Origin of the sequence: Methanoculleus chikugoensis, assembly GCF_900095385.1 — an archaeon.
GTDB lineage: Archaea > Halobacteriota > Methanomicrobia > Methanomicrobiales > Methanoculleaceae > Methanoculleus > Methanoculleus chikugoensis_A.
On the sequence record NZ_FMID01000041.1, the window covers coordinates 14,631 to 29,387 of the forward strand.

Annotated in this window: 16 protein-coding genes and 3 tRNA genes; 11 read left to right on the forward strand and 8 right to left on the reverse strand. The window is 56.9% G+C overall.

Features of this window, described 5'->3' with window-relative positions:
• Positions 1 to 15 precede the first annotated feature (15 nt).
• A tRNA-Met gene (locus L21_RS08260) sits at positions 16 to 125 on the forward strand.
• A 230-nt stretch (positions 126 to 355) separates the two neighbouring features.
• Here the strand turns inward: L21_RS08260 and L21_RS13840 are convergent.
• Both L21_RS13840 and L21_RS14125 read right to left on the reverse strand, forming a co-directional pair.
• On the reverse strand, positions 356 to 775 hold the full coding sequence (locus L21_RS13840; protein ID WP_143727246.1) for a GIY-YIG nuclease family protein: 420 nt from the start codon (positions 773 to 775) through the stop codon (positions 356 to 358).
• Between the two features lie 260 nt (positions 776 to 1,035).
• The gene (locus L21_RS14125; protein WP_178377703.1) at positions 1,036 to 1,194 is read right to left on the reverse strand and encodes a hypothetical protein; all 159 of its coding nucleotides are present in this window, start codon (positions 1,192 to 1,194) and stop codon (positions 1,036 to 1,038) included.
• 530 nt (positions 1,195 to 1,724) lie between these two features.
• On the opposite strand from L21_RS14125, the gene L21_RS08270 reads away from it, so the two are divergent.
• From L21_RS08270 to L21_RS08280, 3 genes are all read left to right on the forward strand, one after another.
• On the forward strand, positions 1,725 to 2,573 hold the full coding sequence (locus tag L21_RS08270; RefSeq protein ID WP_178377704.1) for a hypothetical protein: 849 nt from the start codon (positions 1,725 to 1,727) through the stop codon (positions 2,571 to 2,573).
• Positions 2,574 to 2,741: 168 nt separating this feature from the next.
• A complete protein-coding gene (locus L21_RS08275; protein ID WP_074370008.1) occupies positions 2,742 to 3,287 on the forward strand; it encodes an antitoxin VapB family protein in 546 nt (181 codons plus the stop codon).
• A gap of 306 nt (positions 3,288 to 3,593) precedes the next feature.
• Positions 3,594 to 3,866 (forward strand): hypothetical protein, encoded by a 273-nt coding sequence (locus tag L21_RS08280; RefSeq protein WP_074370009.1) that lies wholly within the window; start codon positions 3,594 to 3,596, stop codon positions 3,864 to 3,866.
• Here the strand turns inward: L21_RS08280 and L21_RS08285 are convergent.
• Both L21_RS08285 and L21_RS08290 read right to left on the reverse strand, forming a co-directional pair.
• Positions 3,823 to 4,605 (reverse strand): 4Fe-4S binding protein, encoded by a 783-nt coding sequence (locus L21_RS08285; protein ID WP_256712779.1) that lies wholly within the window; start codon positions 4,603 to 4,605, stop codon positions 3,823 to 3,825. The genes L21_RS08280 and L21_RS08285 overlap by 44 nt on opposite strands.
• A 177-nt stretch (positions 4,606 to 4,782) precedes the next feature.
• Entirely contained in the window at positions 4,783 to 5,154 is a 372-nt protein-coding gene (locus L21_RS08290) for a tetratricopeptide repeat protein (RefSeq protein WP_074370010.1), read from the reverse strand.
• Positions 5,155 to 5,274: 120 nt separating this feature from the next.
• Here L21_RS08290 and L21_RS08295 point away from each other — a divergent pair, with 120 nt between their 5' ends.
• Both L21_RS08295 and L21_RS08300 read left to right on the forward strand, forming a co-directional pair.
• Positions 5,275 to 5,721 (forward strand): hypothetical protein, encoded by a 447-nt coding sequence (locus L21_RS08295; RefSeq protein WP_074370011.1) that lies wholly within the window; start codon positions 5,275 to 5,277, stop codon positions 5,719 to 5,721.
• Between the two features lie 347 nt (positions 5,722 to 6,068).
• Positions 6,069 to 6,153, forward strand: a tRNA-Leu gene (locus L21_RS08300).
• A gap of 39 nt (positions 6,154 to 6,192) precedes the next feature.
• Here the strand turns inward: L21_RS08300 and L21_RS08305 are convergent.
• On the reverse strand, positions 6,193 to 6,711 hold the full coding sequence (locus L21_RS08305; protein ID WP_074370012.1) for a flavodoxin domain-containing protein: 519 nt from the start codon (positions 6,709 to 6,711) through the stop codon (positions 6,193 to 6,195).
• A gap of 160 nt (positions 6,712 to 6,871) precedes the next feature.
• On the reverse strand, positions 6,872 to 7,063 hold the full coding sequence (locus L21_RS08310) for a hypothetical protein (RefSeq protein WP_074370013.1): 192 nt from the start codon (positions 7,061 to 7,063) through the stop codon (positions 6,872 to 6,874).
• A gap of 206 nt (positions 7,064 to 7,269) precedes the next feature.
• Between L21_RS08310 and L21_RS08315 the strand changes: the two genes are divergently transcribed.
• Together L21_RS08315 and L21_RS08320 are read left to right on the forward strand one after the other, a co-directional pair.
• The gene (locus L21_RS08315) at positions 7,270 to 7,950 is read left to right on the forward strand and encodes a diphthine--ammonia ligase (RefSeq protein ID WP_074370014.1); all 681 of its coding nucleotides are present in this window, start codon (positions 7,270 to 7,272) and stop codon (positions 7,948 to 7,950) included.
• Entirely contained in the window at positions 7,947 to 8,510 is a 564-nt protein-coding gene (locus L21_RS08320; RefSeq protein ID WP_074370015.1) for a type 1 glutamine amidotransferase, read from the forward strand. The genes L21_RS08315 and L21_RS08320 overlap by 4 nt, the downstream gene beginning before the upstream one ends.
• Here the strand turns inward: L21_RS08320 and mmp10 are convergent.
• The gene (gene mmp10, locus L21_RS08325; RefSeq protein ID WP_074370016.1) at positions 8,498 to 9,724 is read right to left on the reverse strand and encodes a methyl coenzyme M reductase-arginine methyltransferase Mmp10; all 1,227 of its coding nucleotides are present in this window, start codon (positions 9,722 to 9,724) and stop codon (positions 8,498 to 8,500) included. The two genes, L21_RS08320 and mmp10, sit on opposite strands and share 13 nt — an antisense overlap.
• Before the next feature lie 137 nt (positions 9,725 to 9,861).
• Here mmp10 and L21_RS08330 point away from each other — a divergent pair, with 137 nt between their 5' ends.
• Positions 9,862 to 10,122, forward strand: coding sequence for a DUF504 domain-containing protein (locus L21_RS08330; RefSeq protein WP_074370017.1), 261 nt, complete (start codon positions 9,862 to 9,864; stop codon positions 10,120 to 10,122).
• Between the two features lie 88 nt (positions 10,123 to 10,210).
• Positions 10,211 to 10,283 (forward strand) — tRNA-Thr (locus L21_RS08335).
• Positions 10,284 to 10,613: 330 nt separating this feature from the next.
• Here L21_RS08335 and L21_RS13845 read toward each other — a convergent pair.
• Complete coding sequence (locus tag L21_RS13845; protein WP_143727248.1) at positions 10,614 to 11,171, reverse strand: hypothetical protein; 558 nt, start codon at positions 11,169 to 11,171, stop codon at positions 10,614 to 10,616.
• Positions 11,172 to 11,811: 640 nt separating this feature from the next.
• On the opposite strand from L21_RS13845, the gene L21_RS08345 reads away from it, so the two are divergent.
• Positions 11,812 to 14,757 carry a phosphoribosylformylglycinamidine synthase subunit PurL gene (locus L21_RS08345; protein WP_074370019.1) on the forward strand — a complete coding sequence of 982 codons (2,946 nt, stop codon included), beginning with the start codon at positions 11,812 to 11,814 and terminating at the stop codon, positions 14,755 to 14,757.

The window sequence follows — 14,757 nt, forward strand, 5'->3', positions numbered from 1 at the left end:
TACTGCACTTTGTATGCTGCGGTGGCCTAGTCGGTTAGGGCGCCAGACTCATAGGGTTTTCGAGAGAACGGTGCGTCCAAGCCTGGGACATCTGGAAATCGTGGGTTCGGATCCCACCCGCAGCATTGATTTTTGAACGGTTTGCGGTTCTGAGTTTTGAAAATGTGTTTTTGTTTGAGGTTGTTCCTCTCTCTGGCGACAGACTGAAGACTGCCCCCAAGAAAAGAAACAAATGGAAATAGAATTTTCCGTCACTAAAATCTATAGCATCAAAAAGATGGTTAAAGCAAGCATGATTATTGTCCTGATAGAAGAACCCAACAGAGATGAACCCAACCTCTTCAGAAAAATAAAATTAAAACAGTTTCCCAAATCCGAAGTCGTTGTTTTTCTTCGAACCTCGTTTTGAGGGGCGACCAAATAATCCGAGTGGATCAGGATCTGGATCTTTTACCTTCGCTTTGTTATATCGGGGAGGGGTTCCAAAGATGTTATTGTCCTGATACTGGTGAATTGCTTTCGTTTCGTCACTATCTGCTCTCATCCTAGATCTTGCTGATGACACTCGGGCACCATTGAACGTTTTTCCACTGCGTGCGTGCTCTTGGATTCGTCGATCAGGATCATTTGTTATCCCATGATAGACGGTTTCCCCAAACATCCCCGTTAATTCATAATTATAAGTGTCACGAGGAGCTCTTTTTGTCTTTCTCGGTGCCATCTTTACGCCTAAATAATTCCTAAAGTAGTAATGAGGCATAAAGCTATCCTTCATTAGTGAGAGGAGATAAATGGCACCGCGGATATTTTGTGGAATTTAATGCATCGATGGACTACAAAATAGAACACTTGAACTCCACTCTCTTGGAGTGTCGTATATTACCACGGGGAACAAAGTTGCTGCAAGAGCGGAGTTTGAAAGGGTCTACGGTATTCGAATGGGTGCCCCCTTCCGGCAGAGGTGTTTAGGGATAACCACCAAGATGACCGCTCTCAATCGTATTTCGAATACTGAGAATTTCAATGATAATGTTTTTACTCTCGTGAAACGCCCTTATACTTCCCACCGCTCTTTTTTCCGCTTACAATGCGCCCAGTATCACCATCGCGCTTATAATACGTACCAGAGTGCTCGAATTGAGATTTACCTTTGACCGCTCCCTTCCTGTACCCCTCACCGGTGTTCTTTGCCATGAATACCACCTCATTGGAGGAATTATTTTTGCGCATGATAAATTTTACTATTTTTTCGATATTGAAAATTGTATGAGCTTCTTGACTAATAGAACCTCACACATGATATGGTCTGTATGAGCCTCATCCACTATAAATCGCGAGCGATAGCGAACAACGCAATCATCATGCCGCGAATCGCGATTTCTGGTAAGGCAGGAGTTCGCGTCCGGGCGGGGCCCGCGATGTAAGAGATTAAACGCACCCCAAAGTTCTCTCTACTGTGCGGCGTGCTCAACGGCGCTCGTCAAGATAGCCTACCGGATCACGCAGGCACTCTCCGGCAGTGCGACGCCTACGACTCCAGGAAAGGCGGTCTCTTACCCCCGAAGGTGCAGACGAATGTCTGTGAGTGGTGTCGGACGGAACCTGCCAGAGCGTGAGCACCTATGGGCTGCGATGGCGTTATGTGCGGAACTGATTACGCCTCTAACGCCACTTGAAGCCGCTTTCAGGAAATATTTATCTTTGAAAGGGTGGATTTTTCAATTGTGAACCAATGCTCAAATATCCACGTCTCACTACTGGTAATACTGTTAGTGGCAGCCACAATTGTTACAACAGGCTGCGTGTCCGATATTCAGGTGGATACTTTTGATCCGAGTAATGTTCTCAACCCCTCGAACTTTGATCCAATAAATGATCAAGTGTGTGAATTAGCGAATCGAACTGGGTTTGACGCGGAGATTCTTTTAGAACTGGGCGAGCATTATCCCGAAAGCGAATCTTTTCGGCAGCTCCTTGATTTTCATATTATTGCACTGTTCGAAGAGAAAAACATTGATGACTGCTATAAAGGAACAGCAGACAGTCTAGCCGGCTACATACAGCAGATAGGAACAATAAACGACACATTTTTTGAAGATTACGAGACTTTCCGTGAGAAGGGAGTTCAATTTAACCATGTTGTCCGAACTACAAACGAGCACTTCTCCACTGCAATTCCAGAAATAGACCTGTCTATTGAAAATCACCGGAGTTTACATGGAGTCAAGACGGTAATGACGTATGCACCTGTCATCGACTCATATAACAAGTTATATGAGGCCTCATCAAAGTTGCATAGCGAAGTCGATGAGGACTATCAAAACTTCTATACAAATCTATTTCTTTTTGGTGCAGATATTGCATTTGTCCAACAAAAAGCAGGGTATCACGCCGCTTTCAAATCAACGGGATCGCTTGCAAACACCGTTGGTCTATCTGGGTCACGAGCGGTGCTGGGAGATAAGGGCTATGGACTTTTACTAAGTCAGATCCACTGGATGATACGGGGTGAGTTGCATAAAGGGTGGGAAGATTTGCTCGATATGCTCCGACAGGAGAATCTCATTGCATGATAGTCTACCTGTCCCGCCGTTTTCTCTGGGCTCATACCACAGCACGATCTCACTCATCCGCCCAATCGAACATAATCAAAGTAGAACAGGAAACCATGTATATCATGTATATCATGTATACACAGTATACAAAATGTGCACGTTGGGTGCTGCGTGGTGGTGAGATAAATGGAAACCAAAGTTGAAGAAATGGTGAAGAACTTGTTTGACTGGAAAAATGTTCGGATAAGGGAAGACACCTATACTCGTCTCTCTGCTCTTGGATCGATGAAAGATAGCTTTGATGACGTTATTAACAGATTACTGGACTTCTATGAATTCCCACCGTCAAAGTCTATCGATGACCTTCGGAAGTACGCGGCGCTGCCGGAAGACGCGGAGCATGCAGAAGCCGCTTTCAAACTGCTCGAGGCCATTGCCAGCCTGGGTGATGACATTTCGTTTACATTGGTGATCGACCGACATGACACCTCAGATCTGCCCCTTGATGAAAAAAGGAAAAACATGGCAATTTTCCACAGAAACAAGACTCGGTTTGCGATTGTAAAAACGGCGAGATTGGGGCAGGCCTATGTCTACGTGCCTACTAGATACCCAGATGCGGTGTCTCCTTATCCAGAATGGAAATATCTCGGTAACGTATACGACAAAGACTCATTGGCGAGGGTAATAAAAAATCTCCAGAATTATTATGATACAATGATCATTGAGTAAATCGAAGGGGTCCCACCGGAACAGAGCTCGACAAGCACGTCGATACCGCTGCCCTATTCCAATCCATCGCAGGCATACGATCCGAAAAGGGCGATCCCCTCGACGTGATACCGATCTCTGGGTTTGTCTTTCAGCCACGGTTCGCTGTTGTTCCCACTCCGGAAACACTTTGTTTCCAAGCTGGAAATATCACGGACGGGAGAGAATCCTCGCCGGGAAGAGCCGCTTCATTCTCTTGGCAGCCGCAGCCGTTCCGCCACATCCGGATCAACTTGTTATATATAATTATACAACAACCCTGAGATCATGTCTGCAAGCGCCGGATCCGCCCATTCACCCACACTCGATACGATCAGAATGGTCGAAGACTTCATCCGGGAGCACAGCGGCGAATACCGCCGCCGGGCACTCTGGGAGCGCCTGCCGCGGAAGGTCATGTACCAGACGTTCAAGACGATCATCGAGTACCTCCTGGAGTCGAGTAAGATCGCCATCGATGCACAGGGCAAGGTCTGCTGGATCTACGATCCGGAGTTTACCCGGTGGTACCTGGCCCGTGAAGACCTGCGGATCCGATGAAAGCAGAGCTCTTGCCGACACGAAAGTGAAGGAAGCCTTCGAGAATCACACCCTCACTTCGGGCATACCCTGACACAGAGGCTGCACCGGAGCTTCCGAGCGGTTGAAACATATACTCGGCGCACCGCTCCCGGCGGATCTCGCCGTCGGCGGTGAACGCCGCGGCCGGGCAGGCCTCGACGCACTTCATACAGTTCTTGCAGTCTTCATTCAGGAGAGGGCGCAGGGGGCCTTCCGGTCCCTTGAGAGGGGCGTCCGTGACGATGGCGGTCATGCGGACCCGCGGGCCGAACTCGTCCGTGATCAGGAGGTGGTTTATCCCGTAGTTCCCGAGACCCGCACAGTACGCCGCGTACTTGATTGACATATCAGCCATGAGCGTCTCGCGGTCTGCGTACCAGTACCCGAACTCGCTGCCCTCTGTTGGGACGATCGTGGCCTTGTATCCCTCCTTCTCGATCAGGCGTGCCAGGCGGAACGCAATGACCCGGAGCGTCGCCGTGCCCGCCATCAGGGTATTGGTATACTCGGCCCTGCCCCTCGGCAGGCTCTCGATCGAGCCTCGCGGGACCGCCACGCCGAGAACAATCACCGAGCGTGCATCCTCCATGATCTCCCGCGGGTTGTTGCCCGCGTATTCCGGATCTTCGAAGTTCCGCACGTCGGCAACCCCGAAGAGATCCGCACCCATCACGACGGCGATCTGGTGTAGCTGATTGGTGTATGCGTTCTCGGTCATTCTGGTATTCACCTGTGGTTTCAGGTTTGGCGGCGATTTTGCATATGGGTGCGGGAAGCGAACGGGTAGACCGGAGCATCCTCTACGATGGGCACCCGGTGCTCGAACCGAAGGTACAACCCCCGAACACCGCGGCCGGGAAGGACGGTGCACCCGGTACCGCCCCACGGATTCGTATCACGCATCGCCGACGATGGACTGCACATCCTGCTTCAGCCCGGGATCGTACCTCGTCGCGTTCTCAAAACACGCCGCCGCCTCGTCGGTCTTATTCATGTTCGTCAGGATGACTCCTTTCAGGTACCAGGCCAGCCCGTATTCCGGGTCCAGTTCAAGCGCCCTGTTGCAGCTCTCCATCGCCTCGGCATACTGGTTGTAGTGGTTGTTGTAGTACATCCCCCGGATACACCACGCCTCGGCGTTGTTCGGCTCCGCTGCAACCCGGTTATCGTAATACTCCTGGCTTCCGGCATAGGTGATGCAGCCGCTGGAAAAGAGAATAAGTATCAGCACACAGCAGAGGCCTGCGGCCGGGAACAGGGCCTTCATAGAGCCATATTGAATCCGGCGGCTAATGAACGCTATGCCGTTGCCGGGAGCGAGGGTATCTTCGTGGCCGCCGGCAGCCGGACGGTTACGTTTAAATGAGGAGCCTGAGCCTTATCCTGTATGGAGAGAGGCTCGATAGAGAAGATAGGCGCGGTGTTCGCGGAGATGAACCGCTACTTCGAGGAGAGGTACCGGGAGACGTTCGCGATACCTGAGGATGCCCTGCAGGAGAGGAAGAGCGGGTCGATGCGGATTGCAACCTTTCGGTTCAACTGGGTCTTCGGGGAGGCCGACGGTTACGAATACATGGAATTCTACCGCTTTCATCGTTTTGGAGACGAACATGCCCGGATATGGGAAGACGGCACCGTCGAAGATCTCGATATCCTCGAAACTATGTATGCCTACGATCCGAAGATCCCCGGGGACGAGGAACGAAAGAGGGAGGAGTCGGCGCGAAGGTATGAGAGCCTGCTTGAGGAACTCTCGGAAGCCGGCCTTCTGGAGAAGGTGCCCGGTCACACGGCCATAAACACGTTCCTGATGTTACAAAAGGATGAGGAATAGGATTTCAAACCTCGATCTTCCATCTTCACGGGCGAAGGGAGCACCCAAAGGACGATGCATGCCGTCGTCGGCAACATCCTCGGCGCGTTTGTCGGATACGGCTGGGCCCGGATCTATATCGCCCGCCTCATTGCCGTGAACCGGAAACAGGGCGCAGCGGCCGCCTGAACGGCGGGTCGGCCTCGCCTTTCACTCCCGATATCGGGCGGCGAACCCCTCTTCGCTGCCTTCCGGCAGGAAATACCCGCACCCTCCGCACAAAGGTATTTTATGTATGACAACAGATTAAATGAGGTAAACGGGGCGTGAGAACGCAACCGATGCACCTTCCGTTCGTGCACACCCGTGCGAGGGTTGCCAAGCCAGGTCAAAGGCGCTAGGTTGAGGGCCTAGTCTCGTAGGAGTTCGTGAGTTCGAATCTCACCCCTCGCATTCGTTTTTACGGAATCAGTTTCTTTACCTCCCAATGCGTTAAGGAGTTCCCAGCGCCTGCGCAATACCGCCGGCCCAGGTCTCGACGTCGTCCCAGTTGCGGAAATCGCCCTCGGGGAGGAGCGCACGCCCGGCCGGCAGTTTCCGGATCAGCCGGTGCTGGAGTCCGAGCCTCTCCGGGTCCAGCGCACCGAAGAAGACGTGATGGTCCCGGGGGTGGATGAGCTCCCGGAACTCGCTGATCTCCTTGGGCTCCAGTTCCGGGTCGTCCGGGCTCGTTTTCGACTCCAGTTCAAGCGGGCCGCTGCTGAACAGCCACACCGGCCGTCCGGCAAGGACTGTTCGATCCCGCCGCACGAACTCCGCCGCCTCCTTCATCCAGTGTCCCATATATACGGCACTCCCGACCACGACGGCATCGTAATCCCCGGGATCCGGGGCCGCGTCGACGCTCCGGGCCTCCGTCTGCATGCCGTGCTCCCGCAACTTTTCGGCAATGAACTCCGCAATCTCTTTAGTAGATCCGTACTTGCTTGCGTAGACGACGATAACGTTCATGTGCGCCTGCTCCTGAAGATATCCGAACCCATCCCTCACCTCATAAGCATCGTTACCCGTTCAGACGATTGATGCTCCGGCGATGTGACGGCTCTCCCGCGGTCTTTACTTCCAGAGGAGGGGAGGAGAGAAGAGGAACCTATACCCAATACCCGGGGGCCTACGCCAGCACTTCGTGCCGCTGCTGGCAGCGTTCCTGCAGTTCGTTCCACTCGTCCGGGTGCTCCTCCGCCCACTCGAGGATCGCATGGACAATCCTGCCCCGCGACTCGGAATCCCCCCGGTAGTTTACCAGGATGCAATCAACCACCACTTCGATCTGTTCTTCCTGATGCTGGACGACTTCCGCCATAGTGAAACCTCCCGATACACCCCCGGTGCTCACACCCGGTGAAGATTCGACAGCATATAATCCTGATCCCCCGGGGTGGCGACGGCTGGTAATCGTGCGATTGGCCCGGGAGGCGTGCCGGAACCCGTCTTTTGCCGTCCGGCCGCTTTCGGCACCGCCGCCGCAGGGGTTATCGTGCCCTGAAGGAGAACAATACGGGAATAACCATGAAACTCGGCGTGCTCTTCTCCGGTGGGAAGGACTCCCTCTTCGCCTGCTGGAAGGCGATGCAGAAGGAAGAGGTGGTCTGCCTGATCACGGTCGTCTCCAGGAACCCGGAGAGTTACATGTTCCACACCCCGAACATCCGTCTCGCCGCACTGCAGGCCGAAGCGGCGGGGCTCCCCCTCGTGGAGGTGGAGACGGCGGGGGAGGAGGAGACGGAACTCCTTGACCTTGAACGGGCTCTCCTCGCCGCCAGGGAGCGCTACGGGATCGAAGGGGTCGTCACCGGGGCGATCCTCTCGGTCTACCAGGCGACAAGGGTCCAGCGGATCTGCCGGGAACTGGGGCTCTGGTGCTTCAACCCGCTCTGGCTCGCCGACCAGGAGGCATACATGGAGGAACTCATCGACGCTGGCTTTACAGTCGTCATCCAGGGCGTCTTCTCCTCCCCCTTCGACGACTCCTGGCTCGGGAGGGAGATCGACCGTTCCACCCTCGACGAACTCCGGGCGATCGCCCGGAAGTACCAGGTCACCCTCACCGGCGAAGGGGGGGAGTTCGAGACGTTCGTCACCGACGCCCCCTTCTTTGCTCAAAGGATCGCGATAGAAGAGACATCGAAGGTCTACCGAAACCACAACGGCGTTCTGCGGATCGAGCGTGCGAGGCTGGTGGCGAAGTGATCCTGCTGATCGATCTCTGCTGCCGGGACGGCTCACTCTCCCGGGACGAGTTCGTCGCGCCTGTCGAACGACTGCTCTGCCGGATCGGCGTGCCGTTTGCGACCCGCCACTACACCGCCGTCGGTGCACCGGATCTCGAGGCCGCGGATGCGGCGATCCTCTGCGGCACGACGCTGATGGACACCGGATTCATCGAGCATTCGTTCCGGTGGCTCACGACGTTCGAGCGGCCGGTGCTCGGCATATCCTCCGGCATGCGGGCGCTCGCGGCGGCATTTGGCGGCGGCACCGGGCCGTGCTGCGAGATCGGTATGGTCAACGTCCGGGTGCTCGCGCCCGACCCCCTCTTTGCCGGGCGAGAGGTGTTTTCCGCATATACGGTGCACGAGGACGCCGTGCAGGTGCCCGGAGAGTTCTTACCGCTCGCCGCCTCCGACCGCTGCGTCCAGGCGATCCGGCACCGCTCGCTCCCTCTCTACGGGCTCCTCTTCCACCCCGAGGTCAGGAACGAGTGGATCGTCGAGCGGTTCGTCGGGCTGACCGGCCGTCAGAGCCCGTAGCGGTTGATGGTGTTGATCAGGGCCGCGAACCCCTCCATCTCCTTCTCGAGGACGTCTGTTCGGGTCATGCCCATGCTCGTCTCCGCGTCGGCGGTCAGCATATCAGGGCCGCGCACCACCTCGCGGTCGACGCCGTCGGCGGAGAGGATCTTTCTCGCCTCGGCGTCGTGGACAAACGCCCGGCCGGGGAGGATCACGACGTCTTCGAGCCTTCGGAGGTTCACCCCGGCGAGGTCGTCGGCGGTGATGAGGCAGGCGATCTCCTTTCTGACCGCAACGACCCTTGCGATCGAGCCGCGGATCGAGAGGACCCTCTGGATGAATGGGGCGGCGACGCTCCCGGTGATCACCGTCGCACGCTTCCGGACGCGGGGGAGTTTCTTCAAGAGGTCGGGCTCGTGGAGGATCGCGAACGGCGAACCGATCGAGGGGTCGCCGAGCGGTGTCCCGCTGATCTTCATCGAGAATCGATCGTTGAGGTTGGTGACGAGCTCGTGGAACTCGTCGACGGTGTGGACCTGCTGCCCCTCGATGATGGGCGCGTTCCCGAGGATCAGCCCCTGGTCGGTCCGGTTCGCGAACCGCATCAGGATCAGCCCTTTTGCGCCGCGCTCCTCGAGCCACGCGCAGGTCTCTTCGAGCACCTCACCGTCGTTGACGCCCGGGATGACGACCGCCGCGGCGTAGACGTCGATTGCCCCGCAGAGCCGGTCGAGGACCGCGAGCGAGGCCTCCGGCGTCGGGTCGTGCATCCACTGCCGCCGGAGTTCCGGGTCGGCGGCGAAGACGGTGTAGGAGACCTCGGCAAGGCCGTTCTCGATGAGGTGGTCGGCGATGGCCGGGTCGTCGAACCCCTTGCCACTCGTGTAGCCGATGTGGAGCGGCACCTCCATGCTACCGAGGAGTTCGACGAGGTCGCTGAACTCCGGGTAGCAGCTCGGGTCGCCGCCGCCGCTGATGGTGATCCGGTCGACGTCGTCGCTCATCATCTGGAGGTTTGCGAGCGTCTCGTCGGCGACTGTCCGGAGGCTCTTGAACGCATCATAGCCTTCCCGCACCCCCCGGGTGCAGTAGTCGCAGCCCTTCTGGAAGGGGAGGCAGTATTTGCAGCCGAACGACGTCGTGTCCTTGACGTGTTTGAAGTAGCAGTACGAACAGAATCCCCGGCAGTCGAGGCCGGGCCGGCCCCCGAGATCGACGGTGAGATGCGACATCCTGCTGGTACTTCTGTGCTCCTCTGTTATGAACGTTGCAGACCTCTCCCTCACGGCGCGGGTTCGCGGGGAGAACGGGCGCTGCTCCGGGCGGGCGGCGGCACCTTTATGGCCCGCCGGGGCGACGGAGTCGCGGTATGCGGACGAGCCACCGGCTGCTGCTCCGGTTCTATCATGACCCCGGCTACGACTTCTCCCGGGTCGAGGTCGAGTACGTCGACCGGGGGGCGCCCGGCGACCGCTCGACGGTCCGGGGCGACCGGGTCGTCGCGCTCGATGCGCAGTACCTGGAGGTGGACGCCGGGACGCACATGGCGTGTATTCCGTATCATAGGGTCCGGCGGATACTGTATGACGGTGATGTCATCTGGGAACGCGACTGGCGCGAGCACCGCTAGGTGCGAGTGACGACGCTCCGTCAGGAGCGGAGCGTGAGGAGAATCGGCGCCACCTTTTTTACCGCAGACCGCCCACGATATAAGGTATGCCCCAGTGGCTTAGCTGGCAGAGCGGCTGACTTGTAATCAGCAGGTCCCGAGTTCAAATCTCGGCTGGGGCTCTAAAAAACCAAGATTCTAAGCATTTTCTCAAAAGGAGCTCAGGCCTTTGAGATTTGTTCCCCGATATAACCCGAGGACATTCTGCTGCGCGCTCGAAAAACTGCGCAGTATCGTGTTGATTACTTGTGCGAAAATGTGGTGAAAAGAGAACATCTACCTCGGAGTTAAACGTCATTCCACGGGGAGAACTAATCTTCATATCCAGATGTATAAACCGGATGAATTGAATATATAAATATTCTTAATATCTCCAAAGACAACAACCATTTCTCATTAAACTCTGATTTACTCCGAAATCGACAATCTGATTATAAATGATTTCGAGTCATCTAAAGGATAAAATTGGCTATTCCGTTTAACAGAAGTTGTATTTTTTCATCTGGAATTGTCGCAAGCAACATCCCATCAAAAAATAGCCCTATTCCCAATGTCATTGCGATAAGGTGCCATTTTATGTATTTGTCTAAATAGCTCTCATCGTGAAGTGGGTTTCGCATACCTAAAATGGCTGATTTATAGTCCTTTGGTCTATCGCCCTTATTTATCGGAAAGTCCCCCATTAAAGACGGATAACATCTCTTGAAAAATTCATTATAGGGAATTAAATCGATCGATCTTGCAGTAACAGAAGAATATGCGACGAATAACGCAAGAATTACAGATAAGAGCAAGAGACCTGAAGATAATAAAATGAGCGTTTTTGCGATAATATTGCCAAACGAATTAATATTGGTACCTATCCATAACGAGGCGCCGAAAGATATTGTTGAAGTCCACTTTATATAACTAATAACCTCTGTCCAGTACTTGTCAATATTATCTCTATGTTCCCTCTTGAATTCTTCAACAACTCTAATGTCTTCCTCATGTGGGTCGGTTCGTTCCATACATGTAACATGCAAAAAGTGTCTTTAACATCTAAAAAATCTTTTTAAATACTCTTTGAGGAGGTATCGACGCCCTGAATGAAAAAAGAGAGAGTATCGTTTTGCCGCTTTGCAGAGCGGGACGCCATGTCCACGTACGTCTCGAGAGCAGTCACGAACCTCTCCGACTAATTCTCCCTCATATGCTCGACGAACTCAGAGATCTTCCCTGCAGAGAGTCTGCTTCAACCCGCTCTGGATCCTCATTCGGTCTTTCAATGAATTCTATCGTCGAACTCCTAAACTGTTCGTATTCTTCTTGTTTCATAGATATTCCCAATGTGCAAACTCTCTCCTCACCCTATACAGGCGCCACCGGGTTCGGTGCCAGGCCATTAGAAACAACTATTGAAGCACGTGTTATATAATCACGTATGCTTAAGACAGCCCTCTAAAAACCGCTTTTCGTTATTTGCATTACGTTACTGTTGATCTTTCGCAATCCCTTCTTCTTACACAATCATTTGGTAGAGCGCGTCCTTGGTAAGGATGAGGTCGCGAGTTCGAATCTCCCCTGAGACACGCCATTCTACCTGGTCACACACTCTCCCACCCCCACCCCATCGTAGCTCTTTTCACCAGATCCAACCCATATTTATACATGGCCTCGTACGTCCACCGGATAGAGGTACAATATTCCCGCGATCCACGGCTGCCGACGCGTACCGAGAGGTTCCGCTCACTGGGCTTCCCCCTGCGCGAGCTGCATCTCGTCGATGTCTATACCATAGCGACCGCTCAGAGGGACTTCTCCCCCGAGGAACTCTCGCAGATCGGCGCGCAGCTCAGCAACCCCGTCGTCCAGCGGTACTCCGTAGACCAGCCGACCGAGGCTGAGTTCGACTACGCCATCGAGGTCGGGTTCCTGCCCGGGGTCACCGACAACGCCGGAACGACGGCAAGACAGACCATCGAGGACTACTTCGGGTTCCGGTTCGGCGAGGGGGAGGCGGTCTTCTCGTCGCAGCTCTACCTCGTCTGCGGCGACCTCACGCCCGAATCCCTGGAGAGGCTCACCGCCGCCCTCGCAAACCCGCTCGTCAACCGCGTGCACGTCAGGAGCCGCGAGGAGTACGCCGGGAAGGGGATGGATGCGATCACCCCCTTCGTCCATCTCCACGACCTGCAGGCCGCCGGAACCGTCGACCTCGACCTCCCCGACGCGGAACTCGCTCGCATCGGAAAAGAGGGGATCCTCGACCCCGCAACAGGGGAGCGGCGCGGGCCGCTCGCCCTCGACCTCGCCCAGCTCCACGCAATCCGCGACTACTTCCGGAGGCTCGGGCGGAAGCCGACGGACGTCGAACTCGAGTCGCTCGCCCAGACCTGGAGCGAGCACTGCAAGCACACGATCTTTGCCTCGGCGATGGACGACGACGTCCCGCGGGGGCTTTATAAGACCTGCATCCAGGCGGCCACCAACACCGTCCGCGAGGCGAAGGGCGATGACGACATCTGCGTCTCGGTCTTCACCGACAACTCCGGCGCCATCGTCTTCGACGACGAGAACCTCGTGACCTGCAAGGTCGAGACGCACAACTCCCCCTCCGCCCTCGACCCCTTCGGCGGCGCTCTCACCGGGATCGTCGGGGTGAACCGCGACACCATCGGGTTCGGCCTCGGCGCCAAGCCCTGCATCAACATCTACGGCTACTGCGTCGGCGACCCCGACACCGAACCGGCCCTCTTCCGCGGCAAGAACCGGACGAACCCCATCCTCCCTCCCCGGAGGATCTTCGAGGGCGTCGTCCGCGGCGTCGACGTCGGCGGCAACTGCTCGGGCATCCCGACGCCGCAGGGATGGTGCTACTTCCACGACCGCTACGTCGGTAAACCCCTCGTCTTCGCGGGCACGGTCGGCGTGATGCCGCGCGCCAACAACGGGAGACCGCTCCATGAGAAGCAGGCCCTGCCCGGCGACCTCATCGTCATGGTCGGCGGCAGGGTCGGCAAGGACGGGATCCACGGGGCCACCTTCTCTTCAGAAGCCCTCGACCCCGCGAGCCCCGTGACCGCGGTCCAGATCGGCGACCCGATCACCCAGAAGAAGTTCTCCGACGTCATCGTCAAGGAAGCCCGCGACCTCGACCTCTACCGGAGCATCACCGACAACGGGGCGGGAGGAATATCCTGCTCCGTCGCGGAGATGGCACGGGAATCGGGCGGGTGCCATGTCCTCCTCGACCGCGTCCCGCTGAAGTACCCCGGCATGGCGCCGTGGGAGATCTGGATCTCCGAGTCGCAGGAGCGGATGACGCTCGCCGTCCCGGAGGAGAAGATCGAGGCGTTCATGAACCTGATGAAGAGGAGGGAGGTCGAGGCGACCGTCATCGGGACGTTCACCGATACGGGGAGATGCGTCGTGGAGTACGGCGGAGAGACCGTCATGGACGTCGACCTCGACTTCCTCCACGACGGCCTCCCGAAGAAGCACCTCCTGACAGAGCCCGTGAAGACGGCCTATCCCGAGCCCGACGTCCCGTGCCCCGACCGGCTCGACGACCTCCTCCTCGCGATGCTCAAAAGGAAGAACATCTGCTCCAAAGAGTTCATCTCGACCCGGTACGACCACACCGTCCAGGGCGGCCACGTCCTCGGGCCGGTGCAGGGAGCCGGGCGCGTCCAGACCTGCGCTACGCTGACGAAGGTCGTGCCCGGTTCGATGAAGGGTGTCGGGCTCTCGCAGGGCCTCTTCCCGATGTACTCGGAGCTCGACCCCTATCGCATGGCGCTCGCCGCGATCGATGCGGCGGTCCGGGGGCTGATCGCGATCGGCGTCCCGATGGATACCATCGCGCTCCTCGACAACTTCTGCTGGTGCTCCTCCGACGAGCCCGGGAGGCTCTGGCAGCTCAAGCGTGCCGCGTTCGGGTGCTATGACGGCGCGGTCGGGTTCGAGACGCCATATATCTCCGGGAAAGACAGCATGTTCAACGACTTCTCCGGGTTCGACGCCGACTCGAACCCCGTGAAGGTCTCCGTGCCGCCGACGCTCCTCATCACCTCGATAGGCGTCCACCCCGACGTCATGACCGCGGTATCGATGGACGCGAAGTTCGACGGCGACCTCGTCTACGTCGTGGGGGAGACCGGGGAAGAACTCGGCGGGTCGGAGTACCTCGCGCACCTCGGTATCGAGGGGGGTGCGGTCCCGTCCCTCGATATCGAGACGGCAAAGGTGCGCTACGGCAGGATGACCGACGCCATCACAAAAGGGCTTCTCGCCTCCGCCTTCCCCGTCACCCACGGGGGGCTCCTCGTCGCCCTCGCCAAAGTCGCGATCGCCGGGAGAGTCGGCATGGACCTCGCCGTACCCGGCGGGATGCGCCCGGACACCTACCTCCTCTCGGAGTCGCTCGGGCGGCTCATTGTCACGGTCGCCCCCGGCGACCGCGAAGCCTTCGAGGAGATCTTCGGCAGCGACGCGCACCTCATCGGCCGTGTCGGCGGCGAAACGTTCCGGGTATCGGCAGGAGAAAGAACCCTCATCGAGCAGGCGGTGACGGCAATGGAAACTGCGTACAAAGCGCCTTTCGGGGGGTACTGA